Source organism: Sediminicoccus rosea, from assembly GCF_033547095.1.
Taxonomy (GTDB): Bacteria; Pseudomonadota; Alphaproteobacteria; order Acetobacterales; family Acetobacteraceae; genus Roseococcus; species Roseococcus rosea.
Genome location: NZ_CP137852.1, coordinates 2,140,318 through 2,166,306, shown reverse-complemented (window position 1 = coordinate 2,166,306; position 25,989 = coordinate 2,140,318). Strand labels below are relative to the sequence as shown.

Annotated in this window: 28 protein-coding genes; 17 read left to right on the top strand and 11 right to left on the bottom strand. The window is 72.1% G+C overall.

What is annotated here, in order from left to right; genetic code table 11:
• Window positions 1-61 precede the first annotated feature (61 nt).
• Genes R9Z33_RS10455 through R9Z33_RS10425 form a run of 7 tightly spaced genes read right to left on the bottom strand, consistent with a single transcriptional unit; the run spans window position 62 to window position 4,838 of the window.
• Window positions 62-1,504 carry an ATP-binding protein gene (locus R9Z33_RS10455; protein WP_318651236.1) on the bottom strand — a complete coding sequence of 481 codons (1,443 nt, stop codon included), beginning with the start codon at window positions 1,502-1,504 and terminating at the stop codon, window positions 62-64.
• Entirely contained in the window at window positions 1,501-2,556 is a 1,056-nt protein-coding gene (locus R9Z33_RS10450) for an EscU/YscU/HrcU family type III secretion system export apparatus switch protein (RefSeq protein ID WP_318651235.1), read from the bottom strand. The genes R9Z33_RS10455 and R9Z33_RS10450 overlap by 4 nt, the downstream gene beginning before the upstream one ends.
• Window positions 2,557-2,559: 3 nt before the next feature.
• Window positions 2,560-3,351 (bottom strand): flagellar biosynthetic protein FliR, encoded by a 792-nt coding sequence (locus tag R9Z33_RS10445; RefSeq protein ID WP_318651234.1) that lies wholly within the window; start codon window positions 3,349-3,351, stop codon window positions 2,560-2,562.
• Window positions 3,348-3,623: a flagellar biosynthetic protein FliQ gene (locus R9Z33_RS10440; RefSeq protein ID WP_318651233.1), complete on the bottom strand. Its 276-nt coding sequence runs from the start codon at window positions 3,621-3,623 to the stop codon at window positions 3,348-3,350. The genes R9Z33_RS10445 and R9Z33_RS10440 overlap by 4 nt, the downstream gene beginning before the upstream one ends.
• Window positions 3,624-3,670: 47 nt before the next feature.
• Complete coding sequence (locus R9Z33_RS10435) at window positions 3,671-3,985, bottom strand: flagellar hook-basal body complex protein FliE (RefSeq protein ID WP_318651232.1); 315 nt, start codon at window positions 3,983-3,985, stop codon at window positions 3,671-3,673.
• A 12-nt stretch (window positions 3,986-3,997) separates the two neighbouring features.
• Window positions 3,998-4,405, bottom strand: coding sequence for a flagellar basal body rod protein FlgC (gene flgC, locus R9Z33_RS10430; protein WP_318651231.1), 408 nt, complete (start codon window positions 4,403-4,405; stop codon window positions 3,998-4,000).
• A 31-nt stretch (window positions 4,406-4,436) separates the two neighbouring features.
• Window positions 4,437-4,838 (bottom strand): flagellar basal body protein, encoded by a 402-nt coding sequence (locus R9Z33_RS10425; protein ID WP_318651230.1) that lies wholly within the window; start codon window positions 4,836-4,838, stop codon window positions 4,437-4,439.
• Window positions 4,839-4,934: 96 nt separating this feature from the next.
• On the opposite strand from R9Z33_RS10425, the gene R9Z33_RS10420 reads away from it, so the two are divergent.
• From R9Z33_RS10420 to R9Z33_RS10400, 5 genes are all read left to right on the top strand, one after another.
• Window positions 4,935-5,213 carry a hypothetical protein gene (locus R9Z33_RS10420; protein WP_318651229.1) on the top strand — a complete coding sequence of 93 codons (279 nt, stop codon included), beginning with the start codon at window positions 4,935-4,937 and terminating at the stop codon, window positions 5,211-5,213.
• Window positions 5,214-5,249: 36 nt separating this feature from the next.
• On the top strand, window positions 5,250-5,501 hold the full coding sequence (locus R9Z33_RS10415) for a hypothetical protein (RefSeq protein ID WP_318651228.1): 252 nt from the start codon (window positions 5,250-5,252) through the stop codon (window positions 5,499-5,501).
• Entirely contained in the window at window positions 5,498-6,220 is a 723-nt protein-coding gene (gene fliP / locus R9Z33_RS10410) for a flagellar type III secretion system pore protein FliP (RefSeq protein ID WP_318651227.1), read from the top strand. The genes R9Z33_RS10415 and fliP overlap by 4 nt, the downstream gene beginning before the upstream one ends.
• A 90-nt stretch (window positions 6,221-6,310) precedes the next feature.
• The gene (locus R9Z33_RS10405; protein WP_318651226.1) at window positions 6,311-6,658 is read left to right on the top strand and encodes a hypothetical protein; all 348 of its coding nucleotides are present in this window, start codon (window positions 6,311-6,313) and stop codon (window positions 6,656-6,658) included.
• 22 nt (window positions 6,659-6,680) lie between these two features.
• On the top strand, window positions 6,681-7,106 hold the full coding sequence (locus R9Z33_RS10400; protein WP_318651225.1) for a hypothetical protein: 426 nt from the start codon (window positions 6,681-6,683) through the stop codon (window positions 7,104-7,106).
• 28 nt (window positions 7,107-7,134) lie between these two features.
• Here the strand turns inward: R9Z33_RS10400 and R9Z33_RS10395 are convergent, their stop codons facing one another.
• The 3 genes from R9Z33_RS10395 to R9Z33_RS10385 all read right to left on the bottom strand — a co-directional run bounded on the left by R9Z33_RS10395 (window position 7,135) and on the right by R9Z33_RS10385 (window position 10,172).
• Entirely contained in the window at window positions 7,135-8,604 is a 1,470-nt protein-coding gene (locus R9Z33_RS10395) for a patatin-like phospholipase family protein (protein ID WP_318651224.1), read from the bottom strand.
• Window positions 8,604-9,095 (bottom strand): hypothetical protein, encoded by a 492-nt coding sequence (locus R9Z33_RS10390; protein WP_318651223.1) that lies wholly within the window; start codon window positions 9,093-9,095, stop codon window positions 8,604-8,606. The genes R9Z33_RS10395 and R9Z33_RS10390 overlap by 1 nt, the downstream gene beginning before the upstream one ends.
• Before the next feature lie 66 nt (window positions 9,096-9,161).
• The gene (locus R9Z33_RS10385) at window positions 9,162-10,172 is read right to left on the bottom strand and encodes a substrate-binding domain-containing protein (protein WP_318651222.1); all 1,011 of its coding nucleotides are present in this window, start codon (window positions 10,170-10,172) and stop codon (window positions 9,162-9,164) included.
• 225 nt (window positions 10,173-10,397) lie between these two features.
• Between R9Z33_RS10385 and R9Z33_RS10380 the strand changes: the two genes are divergently transcribed.
• Genes R9Z33_RS10380 through R9Z33_RS10325 form a run of 12 tightly spaced genes read left to right on the top strand, consistent with a single transcriptional unit; the run spans window position 10,398 to window position 23,820 of the window.
• Window positions 10,398-11,114 carry an ABC transporter permease gene (locus tag R9Z33_RS10380; protein ID WP_318651221.1) on the top strand — a complete coding sequence of 239 codons (717 nt, stop codon included), beginning with the start codon at window positions 10,398-10,400 and terminating at the stop codon, window positions 11,112-11,114.
• Entirely contained in the window at window positions 11,114-11,926 is an 813-nt protein-coding gene (locus R9Z33_RS10375) for an ABC transporter permease (protein WP_318651220.1), read from the top strand. Before R9Z33_RS10380 ends, R9Z33_RS10375 begins: the two co-directional genes overlap by 1 nt.
• The gene (locus R9Z33_RS10370; protein WP_318651219.1) at window positions 11,923-12,723 is read left to right on the top strand and encodes an ABC transporter ATP-binding protein; all 801 of its coding nucleotides are present in this window, start codon (window positions 11,923-11,925) and stop codon (window positions 12,721-12,723) included. The genes R9Z33_RS10375 and R9Z33_RS10370 overlap by 4 nt, the downstream gene beginning before the upstream one ends.
• A gap of 25 nt (window positions 12,724-12,748) precedes the next feature.
• The gene (locus tag R9Z33_RS10365) at window positions 12,749-13,795 is read left to right on the top strand and encodes an ABC transporter substrate-binding protein (RefSeq protein ID WP_318651218.1); all 1,047 of its coding nucleotides are present in this window, start codon (window positions 12,749-12,751) and stop codon (window positions 13,793-13,795) included.
• A 48-nt stretch (window positions 13,796-13,843) separates the two neighbouring features.
• The gene (gene hisD, locus R9Z33_RS10360) at window positions 13,844-15,157 is read left to right on the top strand and encodes a histidinol dehydrogenase (RefSeq protein ID WP_318651217.1); all 1,314 of its coding nucleotides are present in this window, start codon (window positions 13,844-13,846) and stop codon (window positions 15,155-15,157) included.
• Window positions 15,157-16,353, top strand: a complete 1,197-nt coding sequence (locus R9Z33_RS10355; protein WP_318651216.1) for a DegT/DnrJ/EryC1/StrS family aminotransferase — start codon at window positions 15,157-15,159, stop codon at window positions 16,351-16,353. The genes hisD and R9Z33_RS10355 overlap by 1 nt, the downstream gene beginning before the upstream one ends.
• Before the next feature lie 2 nt (window positions 16,354-16,355).
• Window positions 16,356-17,942, top strand: a complete 1,587-nt coding sequence (locus R9Z33_RS10350) for an N-acyl-D-amino-acid deacylase family protein (RefSeq protein ID WP_318651215.1) — start codon at window positions 16,356-16,358, stop codon at window positions 17,940-17,942.
• Window positions 17,943-17,956: 14 nt separating this feature from the next.
• Entirely contained in the window at window positions 17,957-19,567 is a 1,611-nt protein-coding gene (locus R9Z33_RS10345; RefSeq protein ID WP_318651214.1) for an ABC transporter substrate-binding protein, read from the top strand.
• Complete coding sequence (locus tag R9Z33_RS10340) at window positions 19,564-20,310, top strand: SDR family NAD(P)-dependent oxidoreductase (RefSeq protein WP_318651213.1); 747 nt, start codon at window positions 19,564-19,566, stop codon at window positions 20,308-20,310. Before R9Z33_RS10345 ends, R9Z33_RS10340 begins: the two co-directional genes overlap by 4 nt.
• On the top strand, window positions 20,307-21,296 hold the full coding sequence (locus tag R9Z33_RS10335; protein ID WP_318651212.1) for an alcohol dehydrogenase catalytic domain-containing protein: 990 nt from the start codon (window positions 20,307-20,309) through the stop codon (window positions 21,294-21,296). The genes R9Z33_RS10340 and R9Z33_RS10335 overlap by 4 nt, the downstream gene beginning before the upstream one ends.
• Window positions 21,297-21,307: 11 nt before the next feature.
• Window positions 21,308-22,864, top strand: a complete 1,557-nt coding sequence (gene betC, locus R9Z33_RS10330) for a choline-sulfatase (protein ID WP_318651211.1) — start codon at window positions 21,308-21,310, stop codon at window positions 22,862-22,864.
• Window positions 22,861-23,820, top strand: coding sequence for a Bug family tripartite tricarboxylate transporter substrate binding protein (locus R9Z33_RS10325; RefSeq protein WP_318651210.1), 960 nt, complete (start codon window positions 22,861-22,863; stop codon window positions 23,818-23,820). The genes betC and R9Z33_RS10325 overlap by 4 nt, the downstream gene beginning before the upstream one ends.
• Before the next feature lie 8 nt (window positions 23,821-23,828).
• Here the strand turns inward: R9Z33_RS10325 and R9Z33_RS10320 are convergent, their stop codons facing one another.
• Window positions 23,829-25,970, bottom strand: coding sequence for a ComEC/Rec2 family competence protein (locus tag R9Z33_RS10320; protein WP_318651209.1), 2,142 nt, complete (start codon window positions 25,968-25,970; stop codon window positions 23,829-23,831).
• Between the last annotated feature and the right edge of the window lie 19 nt (window positions 25,971-25,989).

Below are 25,989 nucleotides of genomic sequence, written 5' to 3'. Positions count from 1 at the left end.
CCAGGCCGCCCATCGAATTCTTAAAATCTGAATCCAGACGGCGGCCCGGGCTCGTGTTCTATTAATGTTCCATATCGCGCCGGGTTGCAAGGGGGAGGAAGGCCCCCGCCACCGCCAATTTCAGCGTGTCGGGCGTATAAGGCTTGGCGAGGAAGCGGAACCCCTCCTGCGCCAGGTCGGAATCCACCACGGCCGCGGAATAGCCCGAGAGCAGCAGCACCGGCACGTCGGGCAGAAGGCGCCGCGCCGTTCGCGCCAGCGTCAGGCCATCCATGCCGGGCATCGCGACATCGGTCGCGATCAGGCAGGGCTTCAGCCCCGCTTCCAGCTGCTCCAGCGCCTCCTCGCCATCCAGCGCCTGCACCACCTCGAACCCCGCCTGCTGGAGGCAGAGCGCGGCCACGCGCAGCAGCGAGGGCTCGTCATCCACCAGCAGCACCGGGCCCACCGGCACCGCGACGGGGATGGGGCGCGGCGGGGGCGGCGGCGCATCGGCCGGACCCTCATGGCGCGGCAGCAGGATGCGGAAGGTGGTGCCCTGCCCCGGCTGGCTCTCCACCTCGAGCTGCCCGCCGAGCTGGCCGATGATGCCCTGCACGGTGGCGAGGCCGAGGCCAGTGCCGCCCTGCGCCAGCTTGGTGGTGAAGAAGGGCTCGAAGATGTGGGGCAGCAGCTCGGGCGCGATGCCGGGGCCGTTGTCGGTCACTTCCACCATGGCGTAGCGCCCGGCGGGCAGGGCCAGGCTGTCCAGCACCAGCCGCCGCCCCGTCGCGATTCGCAGCCGGCCCTCCCCCTTCATCGCGTCGCGCGCATTCACCATCAGGTTCAGCAGCACCTGGTCCCATTGCGAGGGGTCCACGCGGATGCGGCGCGAGGGCTCCTCCAGGTCGAGCACCAGCTCGATCCGCGCCCCCAGCAGGCGCGGCAGCATGACCGCCAGCGCGCGGATGGAATCATTGAGGTCGAGCACGCGGGGCGCCATCACCTGCTGCCGCGCGAAGGCCAGCAACTGCCGGACCAGCGCCGATCCGCGCTCCGCCGCCGCCTCGATCGCCTCCAGCTCGGTCGCGGCGGCCGCCACGGGCGCCACATGCCGCAGCGAGCCGGCCGCGCCCAGGATGACGGAGAGCAGGTTGTTGAAGTCATGCGCGATGCCGCCCGCGAGCCGGCCCAGGATCTCGAGCCGCGCGCCCAGGCCCGGCGCCATCCCCTCCAGCAGGAGCAGCGCACCGCTGCCGGCACCGAGCGGGACCAGCCGCAGCAGGCCGACCGCCGCGACCTCGACCGGCGCCGGGGACTGCCCGGCCAGCGCCGCGCGGATCGCGCCCTCGGCCGCGGGGAAGAGGCGCGCCGCCACCTCGCCCGGGCGGATCAGCACCGCGCCACCCAGCGCGCTGCGCATCGTCGCATTGGCCAGCACCACCCGCCCCGCGAGGTCGAGCAGGGCGGCGGGTTGCGGCAGGGCGGTGACCAGCGCCTCGGCCGTGGGCGGCGGCCGCGTCACGGCGCACCCCTGAGGCGCATGACATAGGCGATGATGCGCGCCGCCGCGTCCCAATGCTCGGCCGGGATCTCCTCCTCCAGCTCGACGCGGTAGAGTGCCCGGGCGAGCGGCGGGTCGGCCATGACGGGCACGCCGGCCTTGCGCGCCACCTCGCGGATTCGGGCTGCCATCTCATCCACCCCCTTCGCCACCACGCGCGGCGCCGCAGCCTGCCCGGGCTCATAGGCCAAGGCTACGGCATAATGCGTGGGGTTGGTGATGACGACGGTGGCGCGCGGCACCGCCGCCATCATCCGCTGCCGCCCCGCCGCCTCACGCAGCTGGCGCTGCCGGAACTTCACGATCGGGTCGCCCTCGCTCTCCTTCATTTCCTCCTTCAGCTCCTGGCGGGACATGCGCAGGCGCTCGCGGTGGCGGAAGCGCACCAGGACGAGGTCGAGGATGACGAGCAGCGCGAAGGCGGCGAGCGTCGCGCCCAGCAGGCGCAGCACGCCCCGGCCCGCCGCACCGAACATCTCGGCCGGCGGCGCATCCAGCAGCGCGGCCAGCGCCGGCAGGTCCGCCGCCACATACCAGATGGCCGCCGCGACGATGATGATCTTGATGAGCGTGCGGGCGAATTCCAGCAGCCCCTCGGGGCCCAGGATGCGGGTGAACCCCGCGATGGGCGAGATCTTGGCCAGGCTCGGCGTCACCGCGCTGGCCGAGATGGCGCCGCGCGTCTGCGCGAGCGTGGCGAGCGCGGCGCCGGCCACGGCCGCCGCCGCGACCGGCCAGGCGAGCTGGAGGAAGAGGCCGAGCCATTCCCGCGCCACCGGCCCCAGGCCCAGCTCATGCGCCCGGCCGAGCGTGCCGCGCATCGCCGCCGTCACCTCCGCCATCTGGCCGGGCAGCAGGATGAGGGCGAGCAGCGTGGTGGCGAGCAGGGTGGCGAAGCCCACCGCCTCGCGCGAGAGGGCGACATTGCCCTCCGCCGCCGCCTGGTCGAGCCGCCTCTGGGTGGGGGGCTCCGTCTTTTCGGCGGTGCTGTCGTCTTCCGCGTCCTCGGCCATGGTTCAGCCGCCCGGCAGCCGCAGGAAGCCCTGCGTCATGGCGCCCTGCCAGACGGCGAGGATCGCCGGCAGCAGCAGGATGATGAGGAGGAAGCCGCCCAGGATCTGCACCGGGGCGGCCACCACGAAGACCTGCGCCTGGGGGGCGAGGCGCGCGATCAGGCCGAGCCCGGCATTGAAGAGGATCGCCGCCAGCACGAAGGGTGCCGCGAGCTGCATGGCGAGGGCGAGGCTGTCCGCCGCCTTGCGCGCCAGCGTCTCGGCCGCCGCCCCGGCCGGCAGGCCCTGACCCGCCGGCAGCACGGCATAGCTCTCGACCAGCGCGCGCAGCGGGATCTCGTAGAGCCCCGTCGCCAGCACCAGCGCGGCGGTGGCCAGCGCGAACATGCGCGCGAGCGCGGTGGCCGAGGCGCCCAGCACCATGTCCCCCTGCAAGGGCGAAGCGAGGCCGATCAGCAGCGCCACCACCTGCCCCGCCTGGGCCAGGGCCATGGCGAGGAAGCGCGCGAGCAGCCCGATCCAGAGGCCGATGCCGGTCTCGATCAGGATCACCCGCGCGAGGCCCGCCACATCGCCCGGCATGGCGGGCAGGCCGGGCGCCAGCACGGGCAGCAGGACCAGCACGAGGCCGAGGGCGAGCGTCAGCCGCAGCGTGGCCGGCACCTCCGCCTCGCCCAGGCCCGGCAGCAGCATCGCGGCCGCGCCCAGGCGGCAGAGCAGCAGGACGGCGTGGAAGGCGAGGCCGGGCAGCGCCTCCAGCAGGGCGGCATCGGCCAGGGCGAGGCTCGGCGTCACGGCAGGCCGCCCAGGGCGATCACCTGGTCGAACAGGCGGATGGACCAGGCCTGCATCAGCCCGGTCATCCAGGGGCCCATGACCAGCAGCAGCCCGCCGATGGCGGCAAGCTTGGGCAGGAAGGCGAGCGTCGCCTCCTGGATCTGCGTCAGCGCCTGCAACAGCGAGACGGCAAGGCCGATGGCCAGCACGACGAGCAAGGGCGGGCCAGCCAATTGCAGGCTGACCCAGAGCGCCTCGCGCATCGCCATGGCGACGGGTTGTTCAAGCATGCGGCCCCGCCTCCTGCGGGTGCGCGCCGCCAGCGGGGATGGGCCCGCTAGATCGGCATGCGCATCACGTCCTGGTAGGCGCTGATCACGCGGTCCCGCACCGCCGTCGCGGTCTGCAGGGCGATCTCCGCGCGCGAGACGGCGAGGACGACATCGGTGACGCTGCCCTGGCCGGTCAGCGCCTGGGCGGCGGCGCTGTCGGCGCCGCGGCCCACATCGATGGCGCGTTGCGCGGCGCGGCTCAGCGCCTCGCCGAAGCCAGCACCCTGGCTGAGCGCCTCGGCCCCGCCCATGGCGGCGCGATAGGCGGCGGCCGCCCCGCCAATGGCGAGGCTCGGTGCCGCGATGACCGGTGCGACCATCTTCCGCCCCCCTTACCGCAGCGTCTCGATCGCGCGCAGCAGCATGCCGCGCGTCGTCTCGAGGACCGCCAGATTGGCCGAGTAGCTGCGATTGGCTTCGCGCATGTCCATGTTCTCCACCATGCTGTCCACGTTCGGGGTCTTCACATAGCCGCGCGCATCGGCGGCCGGGTGGCCGGGGTCGAAGCGCTCGGGGAAGTCGCGCTGGTCGCGGCCGATGCGCGCCACACGCAGCGTTTCGACGCCGAGGCTGCGGTCCAGCCGGTTCGCGAAGCTCACCGTCTTGCGGCGATAGGGCTCGGCACCGGGCGACTGACCGGTGCTGTCGCGGTTGGCGATGTTCTCGGCCACCACGCGCAGCCGCTTGGATTGGGCCGCCATGCCGGCCGCCGAGATGGAAAGGGCGCGATCAAGGTCCATCATCATTCTCCTGCGTCGGTCGGGGTGGGCATCAGCGGCCCAGCGTCATGCGGAACAGGCCGATGTATTTGCGGTGCAGCCCCATCGCGAGGGCATGCGCCTGGTCGGTCTCGGCGATGCGGACCGCCTGCTCGTCGAGCGAGACGGAATTGCCGTTGGGCGTGCGCTCCGTCACGCGGCGCGCCTCGACGGCGAGGCTCCCGGCGCGCGCGGGCATGATGTGGCGCGCATCGGTCATGACCAGGCCGGCGGCGGCATGGCTGCGGGCCAGCACCGCCTGGAAGGGCACGGCGTCGCTCGGCCGGAAGCCCGGCGTATCGGCGTTCGCGACATTGCGCGCGAGCAGCTTCTGCCGCACATCGAGCCAGGCGAGGCGACGCTCCGCGAGCGAGACGGGGCTGTTCGAGAGAAGGCTGCTGCCGATCACATCCATGCCGGCAGCCAACACCATACGGGGTTAAGACTTCCTGAAGCTCGCGGGCGATGGGTGCTGAGGAAGTCTTAACCTTCGCCGCCGCATCCTCGGCCCATGCCGAAGTCCCAGCGCCACGCCGAGACCCCGCCGCCCAGCTTCGAGATCGCGGCCATGCTCGCCGCGATCGAAAGCCTGCACGCGACGCTCACCATGGCCCGTGCCCTGGTGCTGGCCGGGCGCCAGGTGGACCTGGCCGGGCTCGACCGCGAGGCCGCGCGGCTCTGCGCCGCCGTCGCCTGCATGCCGGGCGATTCCGGCGATGCGCTGCTGCCGCCGCTGCTGCGCCTCGCCGGCGAGGTGGAGGCGCTCTCCCTCTGCTTGCCGCGGCCCTGACGCTCCCTTCCCTCCAGCGCCGGCAGGAGGCCGCGCATGTCCCTCGAACCCATCCTCCAGGCGCTCGCCGCGCTGGTCGCCGTGCTGCTGCTGGCCTGGGGGGCCGCGCACCTCGCGCAGCGGCGCGGCCTGGTCACGACGCAGCCCGGGCGGCTTTCCATCCGCTCGGCCGTGGCCCTCGATGCGCGGCGGCGCCTCATCCTCGTCAGCTGCGACGGGCGGGAGGCGCTGCTGATGACCGGCCCCACGGGTGACAATTTTCTCGGCTGGCTGCCGCCCGCGCCATGAGGTGGCTGCTTCTCCTCGCCGTGTTGCTGGTGCCGGGTGCGGCGGTCGCGCAATCCGTCTCGCTCGACCTCGGCGGCAACCAGCCCGGCGCCACCGCGCGCCTGGTCCAGCTCACCGCGCTGATCGGGCTGCTCTCGCTCGCCCCCTCCATCCTGGTGATGGCCACGGCCTTCACGCGCATCGTCATCGTGCTGGCCCTGCTGCGCACCGCCATCGGCGCGCAGGGCGTGCCGCCCAACCCGGTGCTGATCGGCCTTGCCCTTTTCCTCTCCTTCTTCGTCATGCAGCCGGTGCTGGAACAGGCCTGGATCCAGGGCATCGTGCCGATGAACGAGGGGCGCCTCACGGAGATGGAGGGGCTGACCGCGATGGCCGAGCCCTTCCGCAAGTTCATGGCCGCCAATGTGCGCGAGAGCGATCTCAACCTCTTCAACCAGCTCGCCCGGTTGCCGGCCACCGCGCCCGAGGCCGCGCCCTTCCGCACGCTGATGCCGGCCTTCCTCGTGACGGAACTCAAGCGCGCCTTCGAGATCGGCTTCCTGCTGTTCCTGCCCTTCCTGGTGATCGACATGGTGGTGGCGTCCATCCTCATGTCGCTCGGCATGATGATGCTGCCGCCCTCGGTGGTGGCGCTGCCCTTCAAGCTGATCTTCTTCGTGCTGGTGGATGGCTGGGCGCTGCTCTCCTCCAGCCTCGTGCAGGGCTTCGTGCTGCCGTGAGGAATCGTCATGCGAAGCCGCTTGCGGGCGGCGAGGCTCAGACCTAGCCTTGTGGCCGGGACATTGAACCAAGGGTGAGGAGAAAAGCCGGTGAAGATCCTGGGCATGGCGTTGTCGTCTCTGCTGGTGGCCTCCGTCGCGGTGGCCCAGACCCCCGCACCACCGCTCACCGAGCAGAACCTGGAGCGCGGCCTCGTCAATCTCGGCCTCATGGCTGGCCACGCCTTCCAGTGCATGCCCGAGGCCGAGCGCCCCGCCGCGCAGGCCGCGCTGCTCGCCTTCAACAGCATCCTGATCGCGCAGATGGGCTCCAACGCCGCCTTCCGCTGGGCCACCTCCTTCGGCGCCGGCTCCTCGCACGAGGTGGACCGCGCCTTCTGCGAGCGCAGCCTGGCCGATTGGCGGCGGCATGTGCAGCAACACCGGCTGGATCGCTGACCCCATAGCCCGGAGAATCCCGATGCGAATCATCCCCCTCGCCGCCGGCGCCCTCGCGCTCGGCCTCCTCTCCGTGCCGGCCGATGCGGGGCCGAAGCATGGGCTGCATGTGCAGGCCCCGGGGCCCCTGCCCGGCCTCGAACTCGTCTTCTGGCGGGCGGGCGGCGTCACGCCGGGCGGCACCGCCTGGCATGCGGGCGGCGGGAACTGGGGCGGCGGCTATCGCTATGGCGGCGCCTACCACGGCTATGTCGGCGGGTATCACCCCTATCCGGCGACGGCCTGGCGCGCTCCGGTCGTGGTGGCGCCCTACTACCACGCGCCGGTGGGCAGCTTCGCGGCGGGCGCGCTGGTGGGGGCCGCGGCCGGCGCGGCGGTGGGCACGGCCGCGGCGAGCGTCGCGGCCGCGGGCCAGCCCAACACCACGGTGATCAACAACTACTACTGAGACGGTGCCGGGCGGGGCGCCGCACCGGCTACCAAGCCGGGCGCCTGCCGGCCCGCGCCAGCGCGGGCGGCGCCGGCCCACCTGCGGCCGCCGCGATGGCGAGGATCGCCGGATGCTGGCGCACCAGCTGCTCGCCGTATTGGACCAGCGCATCCACATCGGCATCCGGGATGGTCAGCCCGGTCGGGATGGCCTCGAGCCGCGCCCGCCAGACCGGGTCATCAATCCCCGAAAGTGCCACATGCACGAACTCGCCCTGCACATCGCCGCAGGGCCGGCCCGCGATCACCCGCGCCTGTCCGCAGCGCACCTCGCGGAAGGCGGCCGCCAGGTGCTGCGACATCTCGGTGGCGAGGCCCAGCGTCTCGAAGTTGTAGGCGTCGATCTGCGTGCCGGAGACGGCGTTCAGCACCTGGCCGATGCCGCTCACCACCCGCTGCCGGCCGAGCGAGCGGTCGGGCGCCGCCTCGCCATCCACCGAAAGGATCAGGATGCGCCGCGTGCGCAGCGCGATCTCGCGGAAGACGGGGCTGTTCTGCGTGGTGACGGTGATGGAATCGAGCAGGCCGCGCAGCGCGAGATTGTCGGCGATGCCGCCATCCATCAGGTGGATCCAGCGCGTCTCCTCCGCATTGGCGTAGCGGTCCGCCTGGCGGGCCAGCGCGGCGCGGCGGGAAGCGACGGAGGCCGGCTCGGCCCAGGCATGCGGCGGCGTGTTGGGCGGCCGGCGGCCACCGCACTGCGCGGCGTGGTTCTGCAACGTGATCGGGCTGAACAGGATGGGAAAGCCGTTGCTCGCCGCCACCGCGCGCGCCACGGGAAAGCTGTTGAGGTCCGAGCAGAGCAGGCCGAAGGTGCCGTTGGTGAAGGGGAAGGTCGTCTCGTTCACCACATCGGTCGCGTTGATCGAGACCATGGGCGCGCCCCGCCGCCGCAGATCGGCGAAGGTGGCGCCGTGGAACATGAGCTGGTCATAGACGCGCGCCATGTAGTCATTGGTGCCGACCAGCGGATTCACCAGCCAATCCCAGTTCCAGGGCAGCAGGTAGGTGCCGAAGATGTAGCTGTTGATGTCGCGCGTCAGGAAATCCTGGCGGAAGGTCTCGAAATGCCGCTCCCGGTGCAGGCCGTAATGCGCCGCCGGAAAGCTGCCGCCCGAGACGCCGGCGAGGTAGTCCACATCATCCAGCAGGGTCCAGCCGGCCTCGCCCGACGGCCGCACCGGGATGGCGCGCAGGCCGCGCAGCGCGCCATGCCCGAAGGCGGAGGACCGCTTGCCCCCGCCTGAGAAGGTGACGAAGACCAGCAGGTCGCTGCGCGCGGCAGGCCCCTGGCCCGCCACCTCGCCCGCGAGGACGCCGGCCAGGCCGTAATTCGCCGCGTAGTCGGGCTCGCCCGCCGCGTTCCGCGACAGGGGCTGGTTCATCGGCACGGTCAGGCTCTGGCAGCCCGCGAGCAGGCCGAGGCCCAGCAGCAGCCCGGCAAGGCGGCGGCGCATCACCGCCCGAGCCGCGTGACCACGCCGCCCGGCGCCACGCCCAGCACCATGCCCTCGCGCGGGGGCTGCATGACGATGAGCACGAGGTTGTCATTGCCCAGGCGCAGGCCGCCGGTCAGCGCCGCCGAGCCGCTGCCGCCATCCACGATGCGGTAGGTGCCCGGGAAATCGGACCCGCCGCGCGGCAGGCCATAGACCTGGCCGCGCAGATCCACCCGCGCGCCGCCGCCCTCCACCGTGAGGCCGGTGACCGTCACCGGCAGGTTCTCCCCATTGGTGGCGAGGATGCCCGTGGCGTTGGGCTGCCCGCGCCGCAGCGTGAGCCGGAGGTTCCCATCCACCGGCGTGCCGGGCGAGAGGGTGAAGAGCGAGCCGGGGGCGGCCACCATGTCCGGCGCGGGCGCGGGCTGCGGGGGCGGGCCCGCGCAGGCGGCGAGGGCCAGCGCGCCAAGCAGCCCGGGCAGGGTGCGGCGAAGGGCACGAGGTGTCATGCGGAGCTTCCTTGATGAGGCGTGGCGCATATCCTGCGGGGCCGGCCCCGCGCTGTAAACCGCGCCTCAGCCCTCGCCGGGCGGCGCCGAGGAGCGGCGGATCACCAGTTCCACCGGCAGCTCGACGCGGCGCGCATGCGCCTGCCGGCGCAACCGCGCCAGCACGAGTTCCGCCGCCTCGGCGCCGATGCGCGCAGTCGGCACATGCACGGTGGTGAGCGGCGGCGAGAGATGCGCCGCCATCTCGAGGTTGTCGATGCCGACGACGGAGAGCCGCTCCGGCACCGCGATGCCGCGTGACTGCGCCTCGACCAGGCAGCCCACCGCAAGCTGGTCGATGCCGCAGATGATGGCGGTCGGCGGCTCGGCCAGGGCGAGCAGGGCGGCGCAGCCGGTCCGGCCGCCGGCCAGGCTGAACTCCTGCTCCACCACGCGCCAGTCGGGCAGCTCCAGCCCATGCGCCGCCACCGCGGCGCGCACGCCCTCGAGCCGCAGGCGCTGGCGGTCATTGTGACGTGTGAGGCCGCAGACCACGCCGAGACGCGTATGGCCGAGGCCGATCAGGTGCTCGGCCGCCATGCGCCCGGCCTCGTGGTTGTCCACCACCACCGCGTCGAAGCCCGGCGCCGCGCACCAGGTGAGGATGACGGGAATGCCGGCCGCCGCCAGCAGCTCCCACGCCTCGGGCGGGCGCTGGGCGCCGACGAGGATCAGCCCCTCCACCCCGCGCGCCAGCAGGCCGCGCAGCACGGCAAGCTCGGTCTCGGGCTGGTAGTCGGAGGAGGCGACGAGCAGGTGGTGCCCCGCGCCGTTCAGCACGCCCTGCATGGCCTGCAATGCGCGCGAGAAGATCGGGTTGTCGAGCGTGGGCACGATGGCGGCGACGCCGCTGCCGCTGGCCGGACGGGCTGGTTCCAGCGCACGCGGGCCGCCCAGGCGCAGCACCGCGGCGCGCACGCGGGCCAGCGTCTCGGGGCTCACGATGTCGGGCTGGGCCAGGCTGCGCGAGGCGGTGGCGAGGGAGACGCCGGCCTCGGCCGCGATGTCCACGAGGCGCGGGCGGGGGCGCGGTTTCATGGCGTGATCCTGCCGCGTCTGAAAAATTTTTCAAGCATGATCCTCACAAGCAATCGCTTATTTCGTTTGACTCACGCGAGGGCCGGTGAAAGCATTTTGAAAATTCTTTCGTGAAACGCGAAAGCTGGAGGAATGTCCTTGGCTGCAGGCCCCGCCCGCATCCAACTGCCGCGCCCGTCCCGTGGGTTCCTTGTCGGAACCGTCACGGTGCTCGCCGTGCTCGGAATGTGGTGGCTCGCCACCTCGGGGCTGCGCCTGCTCAATCCGCTGCGCCTGCCCGCCCCTGCCGAGGTCTGGGTCGCCTTCCAGCAGATCAACGGCCGCGGCTATGCCGGGGCCACCCTGATCGAGCATGCGCTGCACAGCCTGGGCCTCGTCGCGCGCGGCTTCGCCGTCGCCATCGTCACCGGCGTGCCGCTCGGCCTGCTCATGGGCTGGAGCCGCCGGGCCGAGGCGCTGGTCAACCCGATCTTCCTGCTGCTCCGTCCCATCCCGGCGCTGGCCTGGATCCCGCTCGCCATCGTCTGGTTCGGCCTGGGCGACACGGGCAAGGTCTTCGTCATCTGGCTGACGGCCTTCGTGCCCTCCGTCATCAACGCCTTCAGCGGCGTGCGGCAGGTGGACACCATCCTCATCGCCGCAGCCCGCACCCAAGGCGCCTCGACGGCGCAGGTGCTGCGCCATGTGGTGATCCCGGGCGCCATGCCGATGATCTTCACCGGGCTGCGCCTTTCGCTCCAGGCCTCCTGGACCACGCTGGTGGCGGCCGAGCTGGTGGGCGCCTTCTTCGGCCTGGGCCGCGTGCTGAACATCGCGGGGCAGGACATCTACCCGGGCATGATCCTGGTGGGCATGGCGGCCGTCGCCGTCTGCGGCGCGGGCACCACCTGGCTGCTTGGTCTGGTCGAGCGGCGCGTCCTCAACTGGCGGCCGGCGGTCTGATGGCGAAGCGCAACTTCCTCGGCCCGCACGGCACCGTCCTCGGCCTCGGCGAGTTCTGGCTGCTGACGCTGGCGGGCTTCGCGCTCTTCTTCGGCGGCTGGAGCCTGCTCGCCTGGTCGGGCTGGCTGCCGGCCAACCTCCTGCCCTCGCCGCGCGCCGTCTGGGCCACGCTGGTCCGGCTATGGGAAAATCCCTTCGCAGGGCACGTCTATGCCGACCACCTTCTGGCGAGCCTCGGCCGCTTCCTCATGGGCTGGGCCATCGCGGTCGCCATCGGCATCCCGCTCGGCCTGCTGATGGGCTGGTACCGGCTGCTGGACGAGATCGTGACACCCCTGTTCGACAGCATCCGCTTCGTCGCGCCGCTGGCCTGGGTGCCGCTGGCGGCGCTGTGGTTCGGCACGGGCATCGGCGGGCCGCTGTTGATCATCTTCGTGGGCTCCTTCGCGCCCTGCGTCATCAGCGCCTATCGCGGCGCCCGGTTGGTCGAGGCGCGCCTCGTCGAGGCGGCGCAGACCATGGGGGCCAGCGGCCGGCAGGTGATCCAGCATGTGCTGGTGCCGGGTGCGATGCCCTCCATCATCTCGGGCCTGCGCGTCTCGGCCGGGCTCGGCTGGCAGTCGCTGGTGGGCTCCGAGCTGATCGTCGTGGGGGCAGGCCTCGGCTACCTCATGGTGCAGGGCCAGGGGAACCTCGCGACCGATGTGGTGATCGCCGGGATGATCGGCATCGGCGTCGTGGGCTTCGCGATCGATGTCGCGCTGCGCGGCGTCGAGGCATGGTTTCGCAAGCGTTGGGGCCAGACTGCATGAGCGAGATCGTCTTCAGGGCGGTGACCAAGACCTTCCGCCTGCCCCGCGGCGGCGAGTTCCTGGCGATCGACACGACCGACCTGCGCATCGAGGAGCGCGAATTCGTCGCCATCGTCGGCCCCTCCGGCTGCGGCAAGACGACGCTGATGCGCATGGCCGCCGGCCTCGAATTCCCCTCGACCGGCACGGTGGAGGTGGGCGGCAAGCCGGTGCGCGGCCCGGGGCCGGAGCGCGCGGTGGTGTTCCAGCAATTCGCGCTGATGCCCTGGAAGACGGTGCGCGAGAACATCGGCTTCGGCCTGATGTGCAAGGGCACGCCCAAGGCCGAGGCCGATGCCGCCATCGGCCGCTATGTCGAGCTGATGGGCCTCGCCGGCCATGAGGACAGCTTCCCGCACCAGCTTTCGGGCGGCATGCAGCAGCGCGTCGCCATCGCGCGCGCCTATGTGATGAACCCCGCCGCCCTGCTGATGGACGAGCCCTTCGGCGCGCTGGACGCGCAGACGCGCATCGTGATGCAGGAGGAGCTGGTGCGCCTCGCCCGCCGCAACCCCCGCACAGTCATCTTCATCACGCATGCGGTGGATGAGGCGATCTACCTGGCCGACCGCGTGGTGGTCATGGGCCGCAAGCCCGGCCGCATCATCGAGACGATCGACATCAAGCCGCTGCGCGCCGAGGGCGGCTGGGAGGCGATGCCGATCGAGGAGGTCATGGACACGCCGGCCTTCACGCACATGCGCAGCCGGATCTGGAAGCTGCTCAAGGCGCGCGAACAGGCCGCCGCCGATCACTGAACCGAACACGCAGGAGGAGACCAACATGCTTCGCAGGACATTCACGGGGGGCCTCGTCGCGGCCGGACTCGCACTCGGTGCCATGCCGGCCATGGCGCAGCAGACCACGCGGCTCAACATCTCGATGCAGCCGGCCCTGTATTCCATGGTGCCGCTGCATCTCGCGACCGAGCAGGGCTGGTGGCGGCAGATGGGCATCGAGCCCAATTTCTCCTCCTTCCCCGCGGGCCCGCCGCAGATCGCCGCCGCCGCCGCCGGCACCTGGGATGTGGGCATCACCGGCTCCGCCCCCGGCGTGCTGGGGGCCGCGCGCTTCAACATCCGCACCATCGCCATCTCGAACGACGAGAGTGCCACCAACGTCCTGATGGCGCGGCGCGATCAGGTGGAGGCGATCCGCGCCAATCCGGCCAGCCTGCGCGGCCAGCGCGTGCTGATCACGGTGAACACCACGGTGGACTACGTGCTGCAGAACTGCCTGCGGCGCTGGAACATCCCGCGCAATGACCTGCAGGTGGTGAATTTGAACCAGGCGCAGATCCTCTCCGCCTTCTCCACCGGCGAGGGTCGCCTCGCGGGCCTCTGGGCGCCCAACATCTACACGGCGGAGGAGCGGATGAACGCCGTGCCGCTGTGCAGCGGCAGCGATGCGGACGCCATCGTGCCCGGCAACATCATCGTGCGTGAGGAGTTCCTGAACCGGAACCCGGACATGGTGGCGCGCTACCTGGCCGTCATCCTGCGCGGCATCGCCTGGATGAAGGCCAATCCGGACCAGACCATCCAGGTGATGAACCGCTTCTACCAGGCGGGCGGCGTGACCGTGACCGAGGCGGCGCTTCGCGCCGAGGTGGCGCGGCGGCCCATCTTCGGGCTCGAGGAGCAGCTGCGCCTGATGTCCCGCGCCAATGGACCCTCCCAGGCCGATCGCTGGTATGCGGGCCTGGGCGAGTTCCTCCAGCAGGTGGGCACGGTGCCGACGGCGCCGCCGGTCACCGCCTACCTCACCGATGCCGTGCTGCGCCGCATCGCCGACAACCCGCAGTTGCGCGCCTTCGCGCTCAACCAGTAACCGCACGGCGCGGGCTGCGGCCCGCGCCCCTTTTGCAGGACACCGCCCATGGCCATCACCCATCTCAAGCGCGCGAGCCGCACGCCGGAGGACACCACCTCCGAGGCGCGCGGCGTGGTGGAGGCCATGCTGGCCGATATCGCGGCCGGCGGCGAGGCGGCCGTGCGCGCTCATGCCGCCCGGCTGGATGGCTGGACCGGCGAAATCATCGTGACGGGCGAGGAGATCGACCGCCGCCTTGCCAACCTGCCCGAGGGCATCCGGGCGGACATCGATTTCGCGGTGGACCGCGTGCGGCGCTTCGCGCTCGCCCAGCGGGCCAGCGTGCAGGATTTCTCCGTCGAGCTCTCGCCCGGCGTGGTCGTGGGGCAGAAGCTCGTGCCGATGCAGGTGGCGGGCTGCTATGTGCCGGCGGGCCGCTACGCGCATATCGCCTCGGCCTACATGTCGGTGGCCACCGCCAAGGCCGCGGGCGTGCCAACGGTGATCGCCTGCTCCGGCCCGCGCGGCAGTGAGGGCGTGCATCCCCTGGTGCTCTATGCGCTGCGCGCGGCGGGGGCGGATATCGTGATGACGCTGGGCGGCGTACAGGCCATCGCGGCCATGGCGCATGGCCTCTTCACCGGCAAGCCGGCCGACATCGTGGTCGGCCCCGGCAACAAGTTCGTGGCGGAAGCCAAGCGCCAGCTCTACGGCAAGGTGGGCATCGACGTCTTCGCCGGGCCGTCCGAGGTCGCGGTCATCGCCGATGCCACGGCGGATGCCGAGATCGTCGCCGTGGACCTCGTCGCGCAGATGGAGCACGGCCATGAAAGCCCCGGCTGGCTGATCAGCACCGACCGCGCCCTGGCCGAGGAGGTGATGGCGCGCATCCCCCACCTCATCGAGGCGCTGCCCCCCACCGCGCGCGACGCGGCGGGCGCGGCCTGGCGCGACTTCGGCGAGGTCGTGCTCTGCGACACGCGGGAGGAGGCCGTGCAGGTCTCCGACGCCTATTGCTGTGAGCACCTGCAGGTGCAGGCGGCCGACCTCGACTGGTGGCGCGAAAATCTTTCCAACTACGGCTCTCTCTTCCTGGGCGAGGAGACGACCGTCGCCTATGGCGACAAGGCGAGCGGGCCGAACCACATCCTGCCGACCAAGGCGGCCGGGCGCTATTCCGCCGGCCTCTCGGTGCACAAGTTCCTCAAGCCCCTCTCCTGGCAGAGGATGACGCGGGAGGGCTCGCGCGAGGTGGCGCTGGCCACCGCCCGCATCTCCCGCGCGGAGGGGATGGAGGCGCATGCCCGCTCGGCCGATATCCGCCTCGCGCGCTATTTCCCGGGCGCCAATCTCGACCTGGGCGAGCCGGTGAAGAGCTGATGTTGCGCCTGGACCGCGACCTTTCCTCGCCCCCGCCCATCCCCGAGGCCGGAATCGCGGCCGTGGAGGGCGTGCTGCGCGCGGGCTGGCTGCATCGCTACGGCGAGACGATGGGCGACGCCTCCGAGGCTTCGCTGCTCGAGGCGGAGTTCGCGGCGCTGCTCGGCACCAGATACGCGGTGGCGGTGAATTCCTGCGGCAGCGCGATGTTCCTGGCGCTGCTCTGCACCGGCGTGAAGCCGGGCGACCGCGTGCTGATGAACGCCTTCACCCTCGCTCCAGTGCCCGGCGCCGTGGCGCATGCGGGGGCCGAGCATGTGCTGGTGGAAGTGACACCCGACCTCGTCATCGACCTCGACGACCTCGCCCGCAAGGCCGAAGCCTCGGGAGCAAAGCACCTGCTGCTCTCGCACATGCGCGGCCACATCGCCGACATGCCGCGGCTGATGGCGCTCTGCGACAGCCTGGGCATCACGGTCATCGAGGATTGCGCGCACACCATGGGCGCGAACTGGGCCGGCAAGCCCACCGGCACCTTCGGCCGGGTCGGCTGCTTCAGCCTGCAGGCCTACAAGCACGTCAATGGCGGCGAAGGTGGACTGCTCGCGACCGACGACGCGGATGTCGCGGCGCGCGCCATCCTGCATTCGGGCAGCTACATGCTCTACGGCCAGCACCGCGCGCGGCCGGAGGAGGCGGTGTTCGCCCGCTGGCGCGATGTCACGCCCAACTACTCGCTGCGCATGTCCAACCTGGTCGCCGCCGCCGCGCGCCCGCAACTGGCCCTGCTCGCCGAGCGCGCACGCATCTGGAATGACCGCCATGGCCGCCTCGCCGTGGCCCTTTCGGCGCTGCCCGGTCTGCGCCTGCCGCATCGCCCGCAACAGGAGGAGTTCGTGCAATCCTCCATCCAGTTCGCGGTCAGCGGTCTGGACGAGGGCGCCTTCGCGCGCTTCCTGGCGGGCTGCCGGGCCCGCGGCGTGTATCTCAAATGGTTCGGCGCGAGAGAAGCCCAGGGCTATACCAGCGTCTCCGCCCAATGGGGCTTCCTGCGCGACCCCCATACCCCGCCCGTGACGGCCGCCGTGCTGGAGCGCCTCTGCGACATGCGCATCCCGCTCACACTGACAGAGGGCGAATGCGGCGTGATCACCGGCATCATCGGCGAGGAACTCGCCTCGGCAAGGAAAGCCTGACCATGTTCGACGTGCTGGTCACGGGAGGCGAGATCCTGGACGGCACGGGCGCCCCCGCCTACCGCGCCGATCTCGGCGTGAAGAACGGCCGCATCGCCGCCATCGGCCTCGACCTCGGCCATGCCACGGAAACGCTGGACGCCACGGGCTGCATCGTCGCGCCGGGCTTCATCGACATCCACACCCACAGCGATTTCGTGCTGCTGGTGGATGGCCGGGCCGACAGCCAGGTCTGCCAGGGCGTGACGCTGGAGGTGATCGGCCAATGCGGCTTCTCCTGCGCGCCCTTCACGGGCGAGATGAAGCCCAGCCAGCTCATCGGCTTCCATGATGCGGGGGTGGAGGTCACCTGGCGCAGCTTCGGCGATTACCTGGCGCGGCTGGACGCCCAGCCGCTCGGCGTGAATGTCGCGGCCATGGTCGGCCATGGCGCCATCCGCCAGGCGATCAAATGCGACAGCGTGGAACCCACCACGCCGGACGAGCTGAAGGCGATGACGCGCCTCGCCGAACAGGCCTTCGAGGCAGGGGCCATCGGCTTCTCCACCGGCCTCGAATACTTCCCCGGCAACATCGCGCCGATGGAGGAGGTGGTGGAGCTCTGCCAGGTCTGCGCCCGCCACAACCGCCTCTACGCCACCCATGTCCGCAACCGCGATGTGCATTACGACCTTGGCTTCACGGAAGCCGTGGCGACGGCGCGGCAGGCGGGGGCGCGGCTGCAGATCTCGCACATCCAGCCCAAATACGGCGCACCCCGCAACGCCATGGCGCATACGCTGGAGCTGCTGGACCGCGCCCGGCGCGAGGATGTGGATGTCGCCTTCGACATCATCCCGCATGACTGGAACCACACCTCCGTCGTCTCCTCCCTCCCCGCCTGGGCGCGGGAGGGCGGGCCGCGCGGCGTGCTGGCCCGCCAGCGTGACCCGGCCCAGCGCGAGGCGATGAAGCACAATCCGCGCCCCATGTGGCGCCTCGTCGCCGAGCGCCGCTTCGACGACATCCTGCTGCTGCGCTCGGGGGCGCATCCCGAACTCGTCGGCATGTCCTTCAGCGAGATCGGCCGCCGCCGCAACACCACGCCGATGGATGCGGCGCTCGACCTGCTGGAGGCGGAGGGCGAGGCGCTCAACAGCGTCATGTGGACCTCGCGCGGCTTCGATGACGCCGATGTGCGCCTCTGCCTGGAACAGGCCGAATGCGCGGTCATGTCCGACACCAAGGCGCTGACACCGCGCGGGCCGCTGGGCGAGACCATCGGCTCCCTCAGCGGTTATGGCTGGGTAGCGCGGCTGCTCGGCCATTACGTGCGGGACGAGCGCGTGATCTCCCTGCCCGAGGCGGTGCGGCGCATCACCTCCCTGCCCGCCGCGCGCCTCGGCCTCGCCGATCGCGGCCGGCTGCATGCGGGCATGGTCGCCGATCTCGTCGTCTTCGACCCCGCACGCGTGCGCGATCTCAGCAGCGTGCGCGAGCCGCTCCGGCATCCCGAGGGCTTCGCGCATGTCGTCCTCGGCGGCGTCTGCACCCTGCGCGACGGCCGGCGCACCGAGGCCAATCCGGGACAGGCCATCCGCGCCAAATGAGGAGAAGAATTCCCATGCCCAACACCACGCGCCGCGCCCTGCTCGCCGCCACGTCCCTGCCCGCCGCCGCGGCCTCCCCTGCCCTGGCCCAGGCCCCGGCCCCGGCCCAGGCATCGGCCGGCCCGGTGCTGACCATCGGCATCGGCGCGCCGGTCACCTCGATCGACCCGCATTTCTTCAACGCCTCCTTCAACAGCGCCATCGCGTCCCACATCTTCGACCGGCTGACCGAGCGCACGGCCGATGCCCGCCTCGTCCCGGGCCTGGCCGAGAGCTGGCGCCTGGTCTCCGATACGGTCTGGGAGTTCAAGCTGCGCGCGGGCGTCACGTGGCATGACGGCCGCCCCTTCACCGCCGACGACGTCGCCTTCACCATCGAGCGCGCGCCCAATGTGCAGAACGCCCCGGGCGGCTTCGCGATCTACCTGCGCGCCATCCAGCGCGTGGAGATCCTCGACCCGCTCACGCTGCGCCTGCACACCGAGCGCCCGCATCCGGCCATGCCGAGCGACCTCAGCTTCATCGCCATCATCGCCCGCCACGCCGCGACCGGCGCGGCGACCGAGGATTTCAACAGCGGCCGTGCGGCCATCGGCACCGGCCCCTATCGCTTCGTCTCCTTCCGCGCGGGGGACCGTATCGAGCTGGTCCGCAATGACGCCTATTGGCGCGGCCCCCAGCCCTGGGCGCGCGTCAGCACGCGCATGATCACCAATGACAGCGCGCGCCTCGCCGCCCTGCTCGCCGGCGACGTGGACGTGATCGATCAGGTCCCCTCGGCCGACCTCGCGCGCCTCCGGCGTGAGGCGCGCGTCGCCATCGCCGAGGCGCCGAGCCTGCGGCTGATCTTCCTCTCGCCCGACTTCTCGCGGCGGGAAAACCCCGTCTTCGTCAGCGATGCGGAGGGCCGGCCGCTCGCGACCAATCCGCTGCTGGATGTGCGTGTCCGCCGCGCGCTCTCCATCGCCATCGACCGCGAGGCGCTCGCCACGCGCGTCATGGAGGGCACGGCGCGCCCGGCCGGCCAATGGCTGCCGCCCGGCACCTTCTCCCACAACCCCGACGTCCCGCCCCCCGCCTACGACCCCGAGCAGGCGCGCCGCCTGCTGGCCGAGGCCGGCTTCCCGCAGGGCTTCCGCCTCACGCTGCACACGCCCAATGACCGCTACCCGAATGACAGCCGCACCTGCCAGGCGGTGGCGCAGATGTGGACGCGCGTCGGTATCCGCACCGAGGTGGTGGCGCTGCCCTGGGCCGCCTTCCCGGCGCGCGCCGCGCGGCAGGAGTTCGCCATGCACCTGATCGGCTGGGGTTCCTCCGCGGCGGATTCCTTCGGCGCGCTGATGAGCGTCATCGGAACCTTCAGCCGCGAGCGGCGCCTGGGCACCTTCAACCACCATCGCTACAGCAACCCCGCGATGGACAGCCTCGTCGAGCGCGCGCTGGTGACGACGGATGATGCGGCGCGCGAGGCGATGCTGCGCGATGCGGTCCGCATGGCGGCGGAGGATGTGGCGGTGATCCCGCTCTACAACCTCGTCAATGTCTGGGCGACCAGGCCGGGCCTCAGGATGGAGGCGCGCATGGATGAGCGGACCCTGGCCATGGGCGTCCGCCCGGCATGAACCGGCTGGCGCCGCTCTTCTCGCTGGAGGGCCGCACGGCCTTCGTCACCGGCGGCAATTCCGGCATCGGCCTCGCCATCGCGCGCGCCCTGGGTCTGGCCGGCGCACGGCTCATCCTCGCTGCGCGGCGCGAGGCGGAGCTGGCCCAGGCGGTGGCCGACCTCGCCGCCGAGGACATCGCGGCCGAGGCCCTGCCGCTCGACCTGACGCGGAGCGACTTCAGCGCGCTCACCGTGGCGCCCGACATCCTGGTGAATGCGGCGGGCGTGAATCTCCGCCAGCCCTTCGCGCAGGTGACGGCCGAGGCCTTCGACCTGCACATGGCGCTACACCTGCGCGCGCCCTTCCTGCTGACGCAGCGCTTCGCGCCGGCCATGGCCGCGCGCGGCTGGGGGCGCATCCTCAACATCGGCTCCCTGCAATCCTTCCGCGCCTTCCCCGACAGCGCGCCCTATGGCGCGGGCAAGGGCGGCGTCGCGCAGCTCACCCGCGCCATCGCCGAGGCATGGTCGGGCCAGGGCATCACCTGCAACGCCGTGGCACCCGGCTTCTTCCCGACGCCGCTGACGGCGCCCGTCTTCAACGACGCGGCACGCGCGGCCACGCTGGCCGAGCGCACCTGCATCGGCCGCAACGGGCGGCTCGAGGATCTGCACGGCACCGCCGTGTTCCTCTGCTCGGACGCCAGCGCCTATGTGACCGGCCAGATCCTGGCCGTGGATGGAGGGTTTCTCGCCAAATGAAGGCACTCGTTCAGACCGCCCCCAACACGCTGGTCTATCGCGACGAGCCCGAACCCGCCGCGATGGAGGGCGAAGCGCTGGTGCGCGTGGAGGCGGTCGGCATCTGCGGTTCCGACATGCACGCCATCCATGGCCATGATTCGCGCCGCCCCACGCCCATCATCCTGGGCCACGAGGCCGCGGGCCGCGTGCTGGACGGGCCGCTGGCCGGGCAGCGCGTGGCGGTGAACCCGCTCTGGGTGCCGATGGATTGCCCCTTCGCGCGGGAAGGGCGGCCGCATCTCTCGCCGCGGCGGGAGATCCTGTCCATGCCGCCACGCCCCGGCGCCTTCGCCGAATGGGTCCGGGCGCCCGTCGAGAATCTCTGCGTCATCCCCGAGGACATGCCAGCGCAGCACGCCGCACTCGCCGAGCCCATCGCCGTCGCCTACCACGCGGCGCATCACGGCGCGCGGTTGCTGGGCCGGCCGCTGCCGGGAGCCCGCTGCCTCGTGCTGGGCGGCGGCGCCATCGGCCTTGCCGCCGCGCTGGTGCTGCGCCAGGCCGGTGCCGGCGAGATCTGGCTGATCGAGCCCAACCCGGCGCGGCGCGAGACGGCGCTGCGCGCGGGCATCGCGCTGGCCCGCGCGCCCGAGGACGGCCCGCCCGATGGCAGCGCCGACCTGATCCTGGATGCGGTCGGCAGCGCCGCCACGCGCGCCGCATCCTGCCGCATCGCGCGGCCGGGCGGCGTCATCGTGCATGCCGGGCTTCTGCCGGGGGCGGATGGTCTCGATGTGCGGCGGATCACGCTGCAGGAGATCACGCTCACCGGCACCTATTGCTACACGCCGGCCGAGTTCCGCACCGTCGTCGCCCTGCTGGTGGAGGGCCGCTTCGGCGCGCTGGACTGGCTGGAGACGCGCCCGCTCTCCGAGGGCGCGCAGGCGGTGGCCGATATTGATGGCGGGCGCGTCGCGGCCGCCAAGATCATCCTCATCCCATGACGGAGCGCCCCATGCGCAAGCCCAACATCATCCTCGTGATGGCCGACCAGCTGACGGCGGGCGCGCTTCCCGCCTATGGCAACACGGTCGCCAAGACGCCGCACATCAACGCGCTGGCCGCGCGCGGCACGGTCTTCGGCAACACCTATTGCAACTTCCCGATCTGCGCGCCGTCCCGTGCCTCCATGCTGACCGGCCAGCGCGCCACGAGCATCGGTGCCTTCGACAATGGCGCGGATTTCCCCTCCTCCACGCCCACGCTGATGCATCACCTGCGGCTGGAAGGGTATCGCACCATCCTCGCCGGCAAGATGCATTTTGTGGGGCCAGACCAGCTGCACGGCTATGAGGAGCGGATCACCACCGACATCTACCCCTCCGACTTCACCTGGACGCCGGACTGGCAGACCAACCCGCCCGTCTCCGGCGCGCGGATGAGCCTGCTGGGCGTGGTGGAGGCCGGGCTCTGCACGCGCAGCCTGCAGCTCGACTATGACGAGGAGGTGGCCTTCGCCGCCAACCGAAAGCTGTTTGATCTCGCGCGGGATGAGGACAAGCGCCCCTTCTTCCTCACCGTCTCCTTCACGCACCCGCACAATCCCTTCGTCACCACGCAGGAATACTGGGACCGTTACGACCCGGCGGAGATCGACATGCCGGCGGTGGGGCCGATCCCTTATGACGAACAGGATGGCCGCAGCCAGCGCCACTACCTGCTGACGCGCTGCGACGAGCACGACATCACGCAGGACCGGCTGCGCGACGCCCGCCACGCCTATTACGCGATGACGAGCTACATCGACGACAAGCTCGGCCAGCTCATGGCGACGCTGAAGGCGGCCGGCCTCGATGAGAACACCATCGTGATCTTCACGGCCGATCACGGCGAGATGCTGGGCGAGCGCGGCATGTGGTTCAAGATGTGCCTCTTCGAGGGCTCGGTGCGCGTGCCGCTCATCATCGCGGGGCCGGGCTGGCCCGAGGGGATTTCGCGCGAGGAGAACACCTCGCTGCTCGACCTGGCGCCCACCATCCTCGCCCAGGCCGCGGAAGGGCCGCGCGAGACCGCCTTCGAAGGAAACGACCTGGCACCGCTGGCGCGCGGCGAGGCGCCCGACTGGCCGAGCGACGTGCTCTGCGAATACACCGCCGAGGGCTGCGACGAGCCCTGGTTCATGCTGCGCCGCGACCATCGCAAGATGATCTGGAGCGAGACGCACGGCCCCCAGCTCTTCGACCTCGCGACCGATCCGCACGAGGCGCGTGATCTCGCGAAGCTGCCGGAACATGCCGAGGAGGTCGCGGCGATGATCGCGGCGATCCGCACCCATTGGGACGTGGCGCGCGTGGACCGGACGGCGCGCGAGAGCCAGGCACGCCGCCACATGCTGCGCGACGCGCTGGGCCATGGCCGCCGCCCGCCCTGGGACTGGCAGCCACCGAGCGACGCGGCGAAGCAATATGTCCGCAGCGGCGACAGCCCGACGCTGACCAAGATCCGCTCGCGCCTGCCCTATCGCGCGCCGGTTCCGCCCGACCATCCCCGCAAGACGGAGGACAAGTCATGAGCATCAACCGTCGCACGCTCCTTCTCGCTGGTGCCACGCTGGCCTCGGCCGGCAGCGCTGGCGCGCAAAGCCTGCAGAACCGGCCGGTCCGCATCGTCATTCCCTTCCCACCAGGGGCGGCGATGGATGTGGTGGCGCGCATGATCGTGACACCCCTCGCCGAGGCGCTGGGCCAGGCCGTGGTGATCGAGACACGCCCCGGCGCCGGCTCCACCATCGGGACCGCCGCCGTCGCCACGGCGGCGCCGGATGGCCACACCATCCTCTTCACCTCGGCCGCGATCGCCTCGGCGCCGGCGGTGATGCCGCAGCTCAGCTTCGATCCGCTGCGGGATTTCGCGCCGCTCAGCCTGCTCGGCCATGTGCCGCTGGTGCTGACCACGGGGCCGCAGAACGACATCACCAGCATGGCCGCCCTGCTGGCGGCGGCGCGCGCCCGGCCAGGCGCCATCACCTATGCCACGCCGGGCAATGGCACGCCGATCCATCTGGCGATGGAGCTGCTGCAGCGCGAGGCGGGGATCCGCCTGGTGCATGTGCCCTACCGGGGCACGCCGGTGCCCGACCTCATCGCCGGGCGCGTGGACCTGCATCTCGACAGCGCGCATGCCGCGATTGCGCGCGGGCGGCAGGGGCAGGTGCGGCTGCTCGGCATTTCCACGCCGCGTCGCCTCCCCACCCTGCCCGAACTGCCCGCCATCGCGGAGACGGTGCCGGGCTATGACGCCTCCACCTGGTTCGCCTTCTTCGCGCCGGCGCGCGTGCCGGCGCCGATCCTGGCCCAGCTCAGCGCGGCGCTGGTGGATGTCACCTCCCGCCCCGCCCTGCGCACGGCGATGGCCGAACAGGGGGTGGAGGTGCAGGCCACCGGCCCCGAGGCGCTGGCCCGGCTACTACAGGCCGACACGGAGCGCCTGGGCGCGATCGCGCGTGCGGTGGGCGCCAAGCTGGACTGAGGGGCGCCTCACTCCGTCTCGGCCATCGGCTCCTGCCCCACGCCGCGCGGCGTGGGGCGCGGCGGCACCCAAGGCCGGTCGCCCCGCCACGCCCGGTCCGAGACCACGCGCGGCGGGTCGAGCCAGACGGCATGCGCGCCGTCCCGCCAGACCGAGAAGCGATCCACCACCACGCTGCCCGGGCAGTCGCCGCGGATCGGCTCGGGCGAGAGCAGCACGGGGGCCGTGCCGCAGGCCGGGTGCGGGCCGCGCCGGAAATCGGGTGCCGGGCGCTGGCCGCGCGGCGGCGGTGCGGGGCGCAGCAGCAGGACGGCGGCCGCGCCGGATGCATCGTGCAGCAGGCAGGACGCCGGCGTGCAGGCGATGCGCCCGCTGGCCAGTTCACCCTCCGGCGGCAGGGGCGTCGCGGCCTCGTCACCCAGGCCGCGCAGCCAGGCCTCGCCCGTGAAGCGCGAGGCGCCGGGGCGGCGCTCCAGGAACACCTCGCCCGCCACCTGGAAGGCGTAGAGCCGGCCATCGCCCGCGGCCAGGGCGGCGGGCAGGCCGGCCCAGCCCCAGGCCGCAAGCCCCAGCGCCATGGGCGCCAGCCCCAGCAGCCGCCAGCGCGTGCGCCAGAGGCAGAGCCAGCAGAAGCCGAAGGCGATGGCGCCGAGCGCCAACCCGGGCAGCGGCGCCATCGCCAGCGCCGCCCCGGGCCATCCCGCCACCTCGCGCGCGACAGCGAGGATGCCCGCGATGCCCCAGCCCATCACGCCGAGCGCCAGCCCCTCACCGCCGAAGGGCATCAGCAGCAGCGCGGCCATGCCCGCCGGCATCACGAGGAAGCTCGTCAGCGGCACGGCCAGCGCATTGGCCGCCACCCCATAGACCTGCACCCGGCCGAAATGGTGCAGGCCGAAAGGCGTGGTCGCGAGGCCCGCGATCACCGAGGTCAGCACCGTGCCGGCCAGCAGCAGCGCCGCGCGCTGCCAGAGCGGGCGGGGCGCGGCACCCCCCATCAGCCACGGCCGCGTCGCCTCGAACCCCGCGATCAGGGCGAGGACCGCCGCGAAGCTCATCTGGAAGGAGGGCCCGAGGATCGCGGCCGGTTGCACCAGCAGCACCGCCACCGCCGCGAAGGCCAGCACGCGCGGGCTCAACGCGCGCCGCCCCGCCAGCAGCGCCAGCGTGACCAGCGCGGCCATGGCGAAGCTGCGCTGCATCGGCACCTGGCTGCCGGTGAGAACCATGTAGAAGCCGCCCGCCGCCAGCGCCGCCAGCGCCGCCCATGGCTTGGTGCCGAGGCGCAGCGCGAAACCCGGCCACAGCGCGAGGCCGCCGCGCACCACCGCGAAGACCAGCCCCATCACGATCGCGATGTGCAGCCCCGAGACGGAAAGCAGATGCGCCAGGCCCGAATCCCGCATGGCCTGCATCGCCTCGGGTGGGATGCCGCTCTGCCCGCCGGTCAGCAGCGCGGCCGCGACGGCGCCGACCGGCCCCGGCAGGGCGGCCATCACCCGTGCCTCGATGCGCGCGCGCAGGCCCGAGAGCGGCGGGGTCGCGCCGCCCTGCGCCGTGATCTCGACCGGCCCGAGCGCGAAGCCCGAGCCGCCAAGCCCGTCGAAGAAGGCGGCGCGCTGGAAATCCCAGGCGCCGGGATAGGCGGGCGGCGGCGGCGGGCGCACCAGGGCGCGCAGGCTCACCGCATCGCCGGGCTCGGGCCGCGCCGGATCATTCCCGCGCAGCCGCACGCGGATCAGCCGCGCGGCCGGCGCCATCCCCTCCGCCCAGCGCGCCCCGGCCAACGTCAGGCGCAGCCCGCCCGGCAGCGGGTCCACCTCCACCACCGTGCCGCTGAGCTGCACCGCACCGCGCGGCGGTTCCAGCGGGGGTGCCGCGCGGCCGGCATGCCAGGCGACGAGCGCGAAACCCGCCGCCACCGCCGCCAGCAGCAGCACCGCCCAGGCCAGCAGCGGCCGCGAGGCCCGCAACCAGACCGCCAGCGCCAGCGGCACCAGCCCGGCCACGCCCCACCACAACGGCGGCTCGAAGCGGGGCGCGAAATACAGCAGCACCCCCACGCCCAGCGCCACCGGCAACCAGAGCGCGAGCCGCCCGGCCTCGGCCTCCAGCCGGCTGATGACCCAGGGTTGAATCGCGGCACGCATCCACAAGCAAGGGAGCACC

Bases quoted from the DNA above. Each gene is read 5' to 3' on its own strand.
- R9Z33_RS10325 (WP_318651210.1), top strand. From the start codon at position 22,861: ATGAGCATCAACCGTCGCACGCTCCTTCTCGCTGGTGCCACGCTGGCC.
- R9Z33_RS10420 (WP_318651229.1), top strand. From the start codon at position 4,935: ATGCCGAAGTCCCAGCGCCACGCCGAGACCCCGCCGCCCAGCTTCGAG.
- betC (WP_318651211.1), top strand. From the start codon at position 21,308: ATGCGCAAGCCCAACATCATCCTCGTGATGGCCGACCAGCTGACGGCG.
- fliP (WP_318651227.1), top strand. From the start codon at position 5,498: ATGAGGTGGCTGCTTCTCCTCGCCGTGTTGCTGGTGCCGGGTGCGGCG.
- R9Z33_RS10435 (WP_318651232.1), bottom strand. From the start codon at position 3,985: ATGGTCGCACCGGTCATCGCGGCACCGAGCCTCGCCATTGGCGGGGCG.
- R9Z33_RS10380 (WP_318651221.1), top strand. From the start codon at position 10,398: ATGTGGTGGCTCGCCACCTCGGGGCTGCGCCTGCTCAATCCGCTGCGC.
- R9Z33_RS10395 (WP_318651224.1), bottom strand. From the start codon at position 8,604: ATGCGCCGCCGCCTTGCCGGGCTGCTGCTGGGCCTCGGCCTGCTCGCG.
- hisD (WP_318651217.1), top strand. From the start codon at position 13,844: ATGGCCATCACCCATCTCAAGCGCGCGAGCCGCACGCCGGAGGACACC.
- R9Z33_RS10345 (WP_318651214.1), top strand. From the start codon at position 17,957: ATGCCCAACACCACGCGCCGCGCCCTGCTCGCCGCCACGTCCCTGCCC.
- R9Z33_RS10390 (WP_318651223.1), bottom strand. From the start codon at position 9,095: ATGACACCTCGTGCCCTTCGCCGCACCCTGCCCGGGCTGCTTGGCGCG.
- R9Z33_RS10335 (WP_318651212.1), top strand. From the start codon at position 20,307: ATGAAGGCACTCGTTCAGACCGCCCCCAACACGCTGGTCTATCGCGAC.
- R9Z33_RS10355 (WP_318651216.1), top strand. From the start codon at position 15,157: ATGTTGCGCCTGGACCGCGACCTTTCCTCGCCCCCGCCCATCCCCGAG.
- R9Z33_RS10370 (WP_318651219.1), top strand. From the start codon at position 11,923: ATGAGCGAGATCGTCTTCAGGGCGGTGACCAAGACCTTCCGCCTGCCC.
- R9Z33_RS10375 (WP_318651220.1), top strand. From the start codon at position 11,114: ATGGCGAAGCGCAACTTCCTCGGCCCGCACGGCACCGTCCTCGGCCTC.
- flgC (WP_318651231.1), bottom strand. From the start codon at position 4,405: ATGGACCTTGATCGCGCCCTTTCCATCTCGGCGGCCGGCATGGCGGCC.
- R9Z33_RS10385 (WP_318651222.1), bottom strand. From the start codon at position 10,172: ATGAAACCGCGCCCCCGCCCGCGCCTCGTGGACATCGCGGCCGAGGCC.
- R9Z33_RS10320 (WP_318651209.1), bottom strand. From the start codon at position 25,970: ATGCGTGCCGCGATTCAACCCTGGGTCATCAGCCGGCTGGAGGCCGAG.
- R9Z33_RS10425 (WP_318651230.1), bottom strand. From the start codon at position 4,838: ATGGATGTGATCGGCAGCAGCCTTCTCTCGAACAGCCCCGTCTCGCTC.
- R9Z33_RS10365 (WP_318651218.1), top strand. From the start codon at position 12,749: ATGCTTCGCAGGACATTCACGGGGGGCCTCGTCGCGGCCGGACTCGCA.
- R9Z33_RS10415 (WP_318651228.1), top strand. From the start codon at position 5,250: ATGTCCCTCGAACCCATCCTCCAGGCGCTCGCCGCGCTGGTCGCCGTG.
- R9Z33_RS10340 (WP_318651213.1), top strand. From the start codon at position 19,564: ATGAACCGGCTGGCGCCGCTCTTCTCGCTGGAGGGCCGCACGGCCTTC.
- R9Z33_RS10440 (WP_318651233.1), bottom strand. From the start codon at position 3,623: ATGCTTGAACAACCCGTCGCCATGGCGATGCGCGAGGCGCTCTGGGTC.
- R9Z33_RS10350 (WP_318651215.1), top strand. From the start codon at position 16,356: ATGTTCGACGTGCTGGTCACGGGAGGCGAGATCCTGGACGGCACGGGC.
- R9Z33_RS10450 (WP_318651235.1), bottom strand. From the start codon at position 2,556: ATGGCCGAGGACGCGGAAGACGACAGCACCGCCGAAAAGACGGAGCCC.
- R9Z33_RS10400 (WP_318651225.1), top strand. From the start codon at position 6,681: ATGCGAATCATCCCCCTCGCCGCCGGCGCCCTCGCGCTCGGCCTCCTC.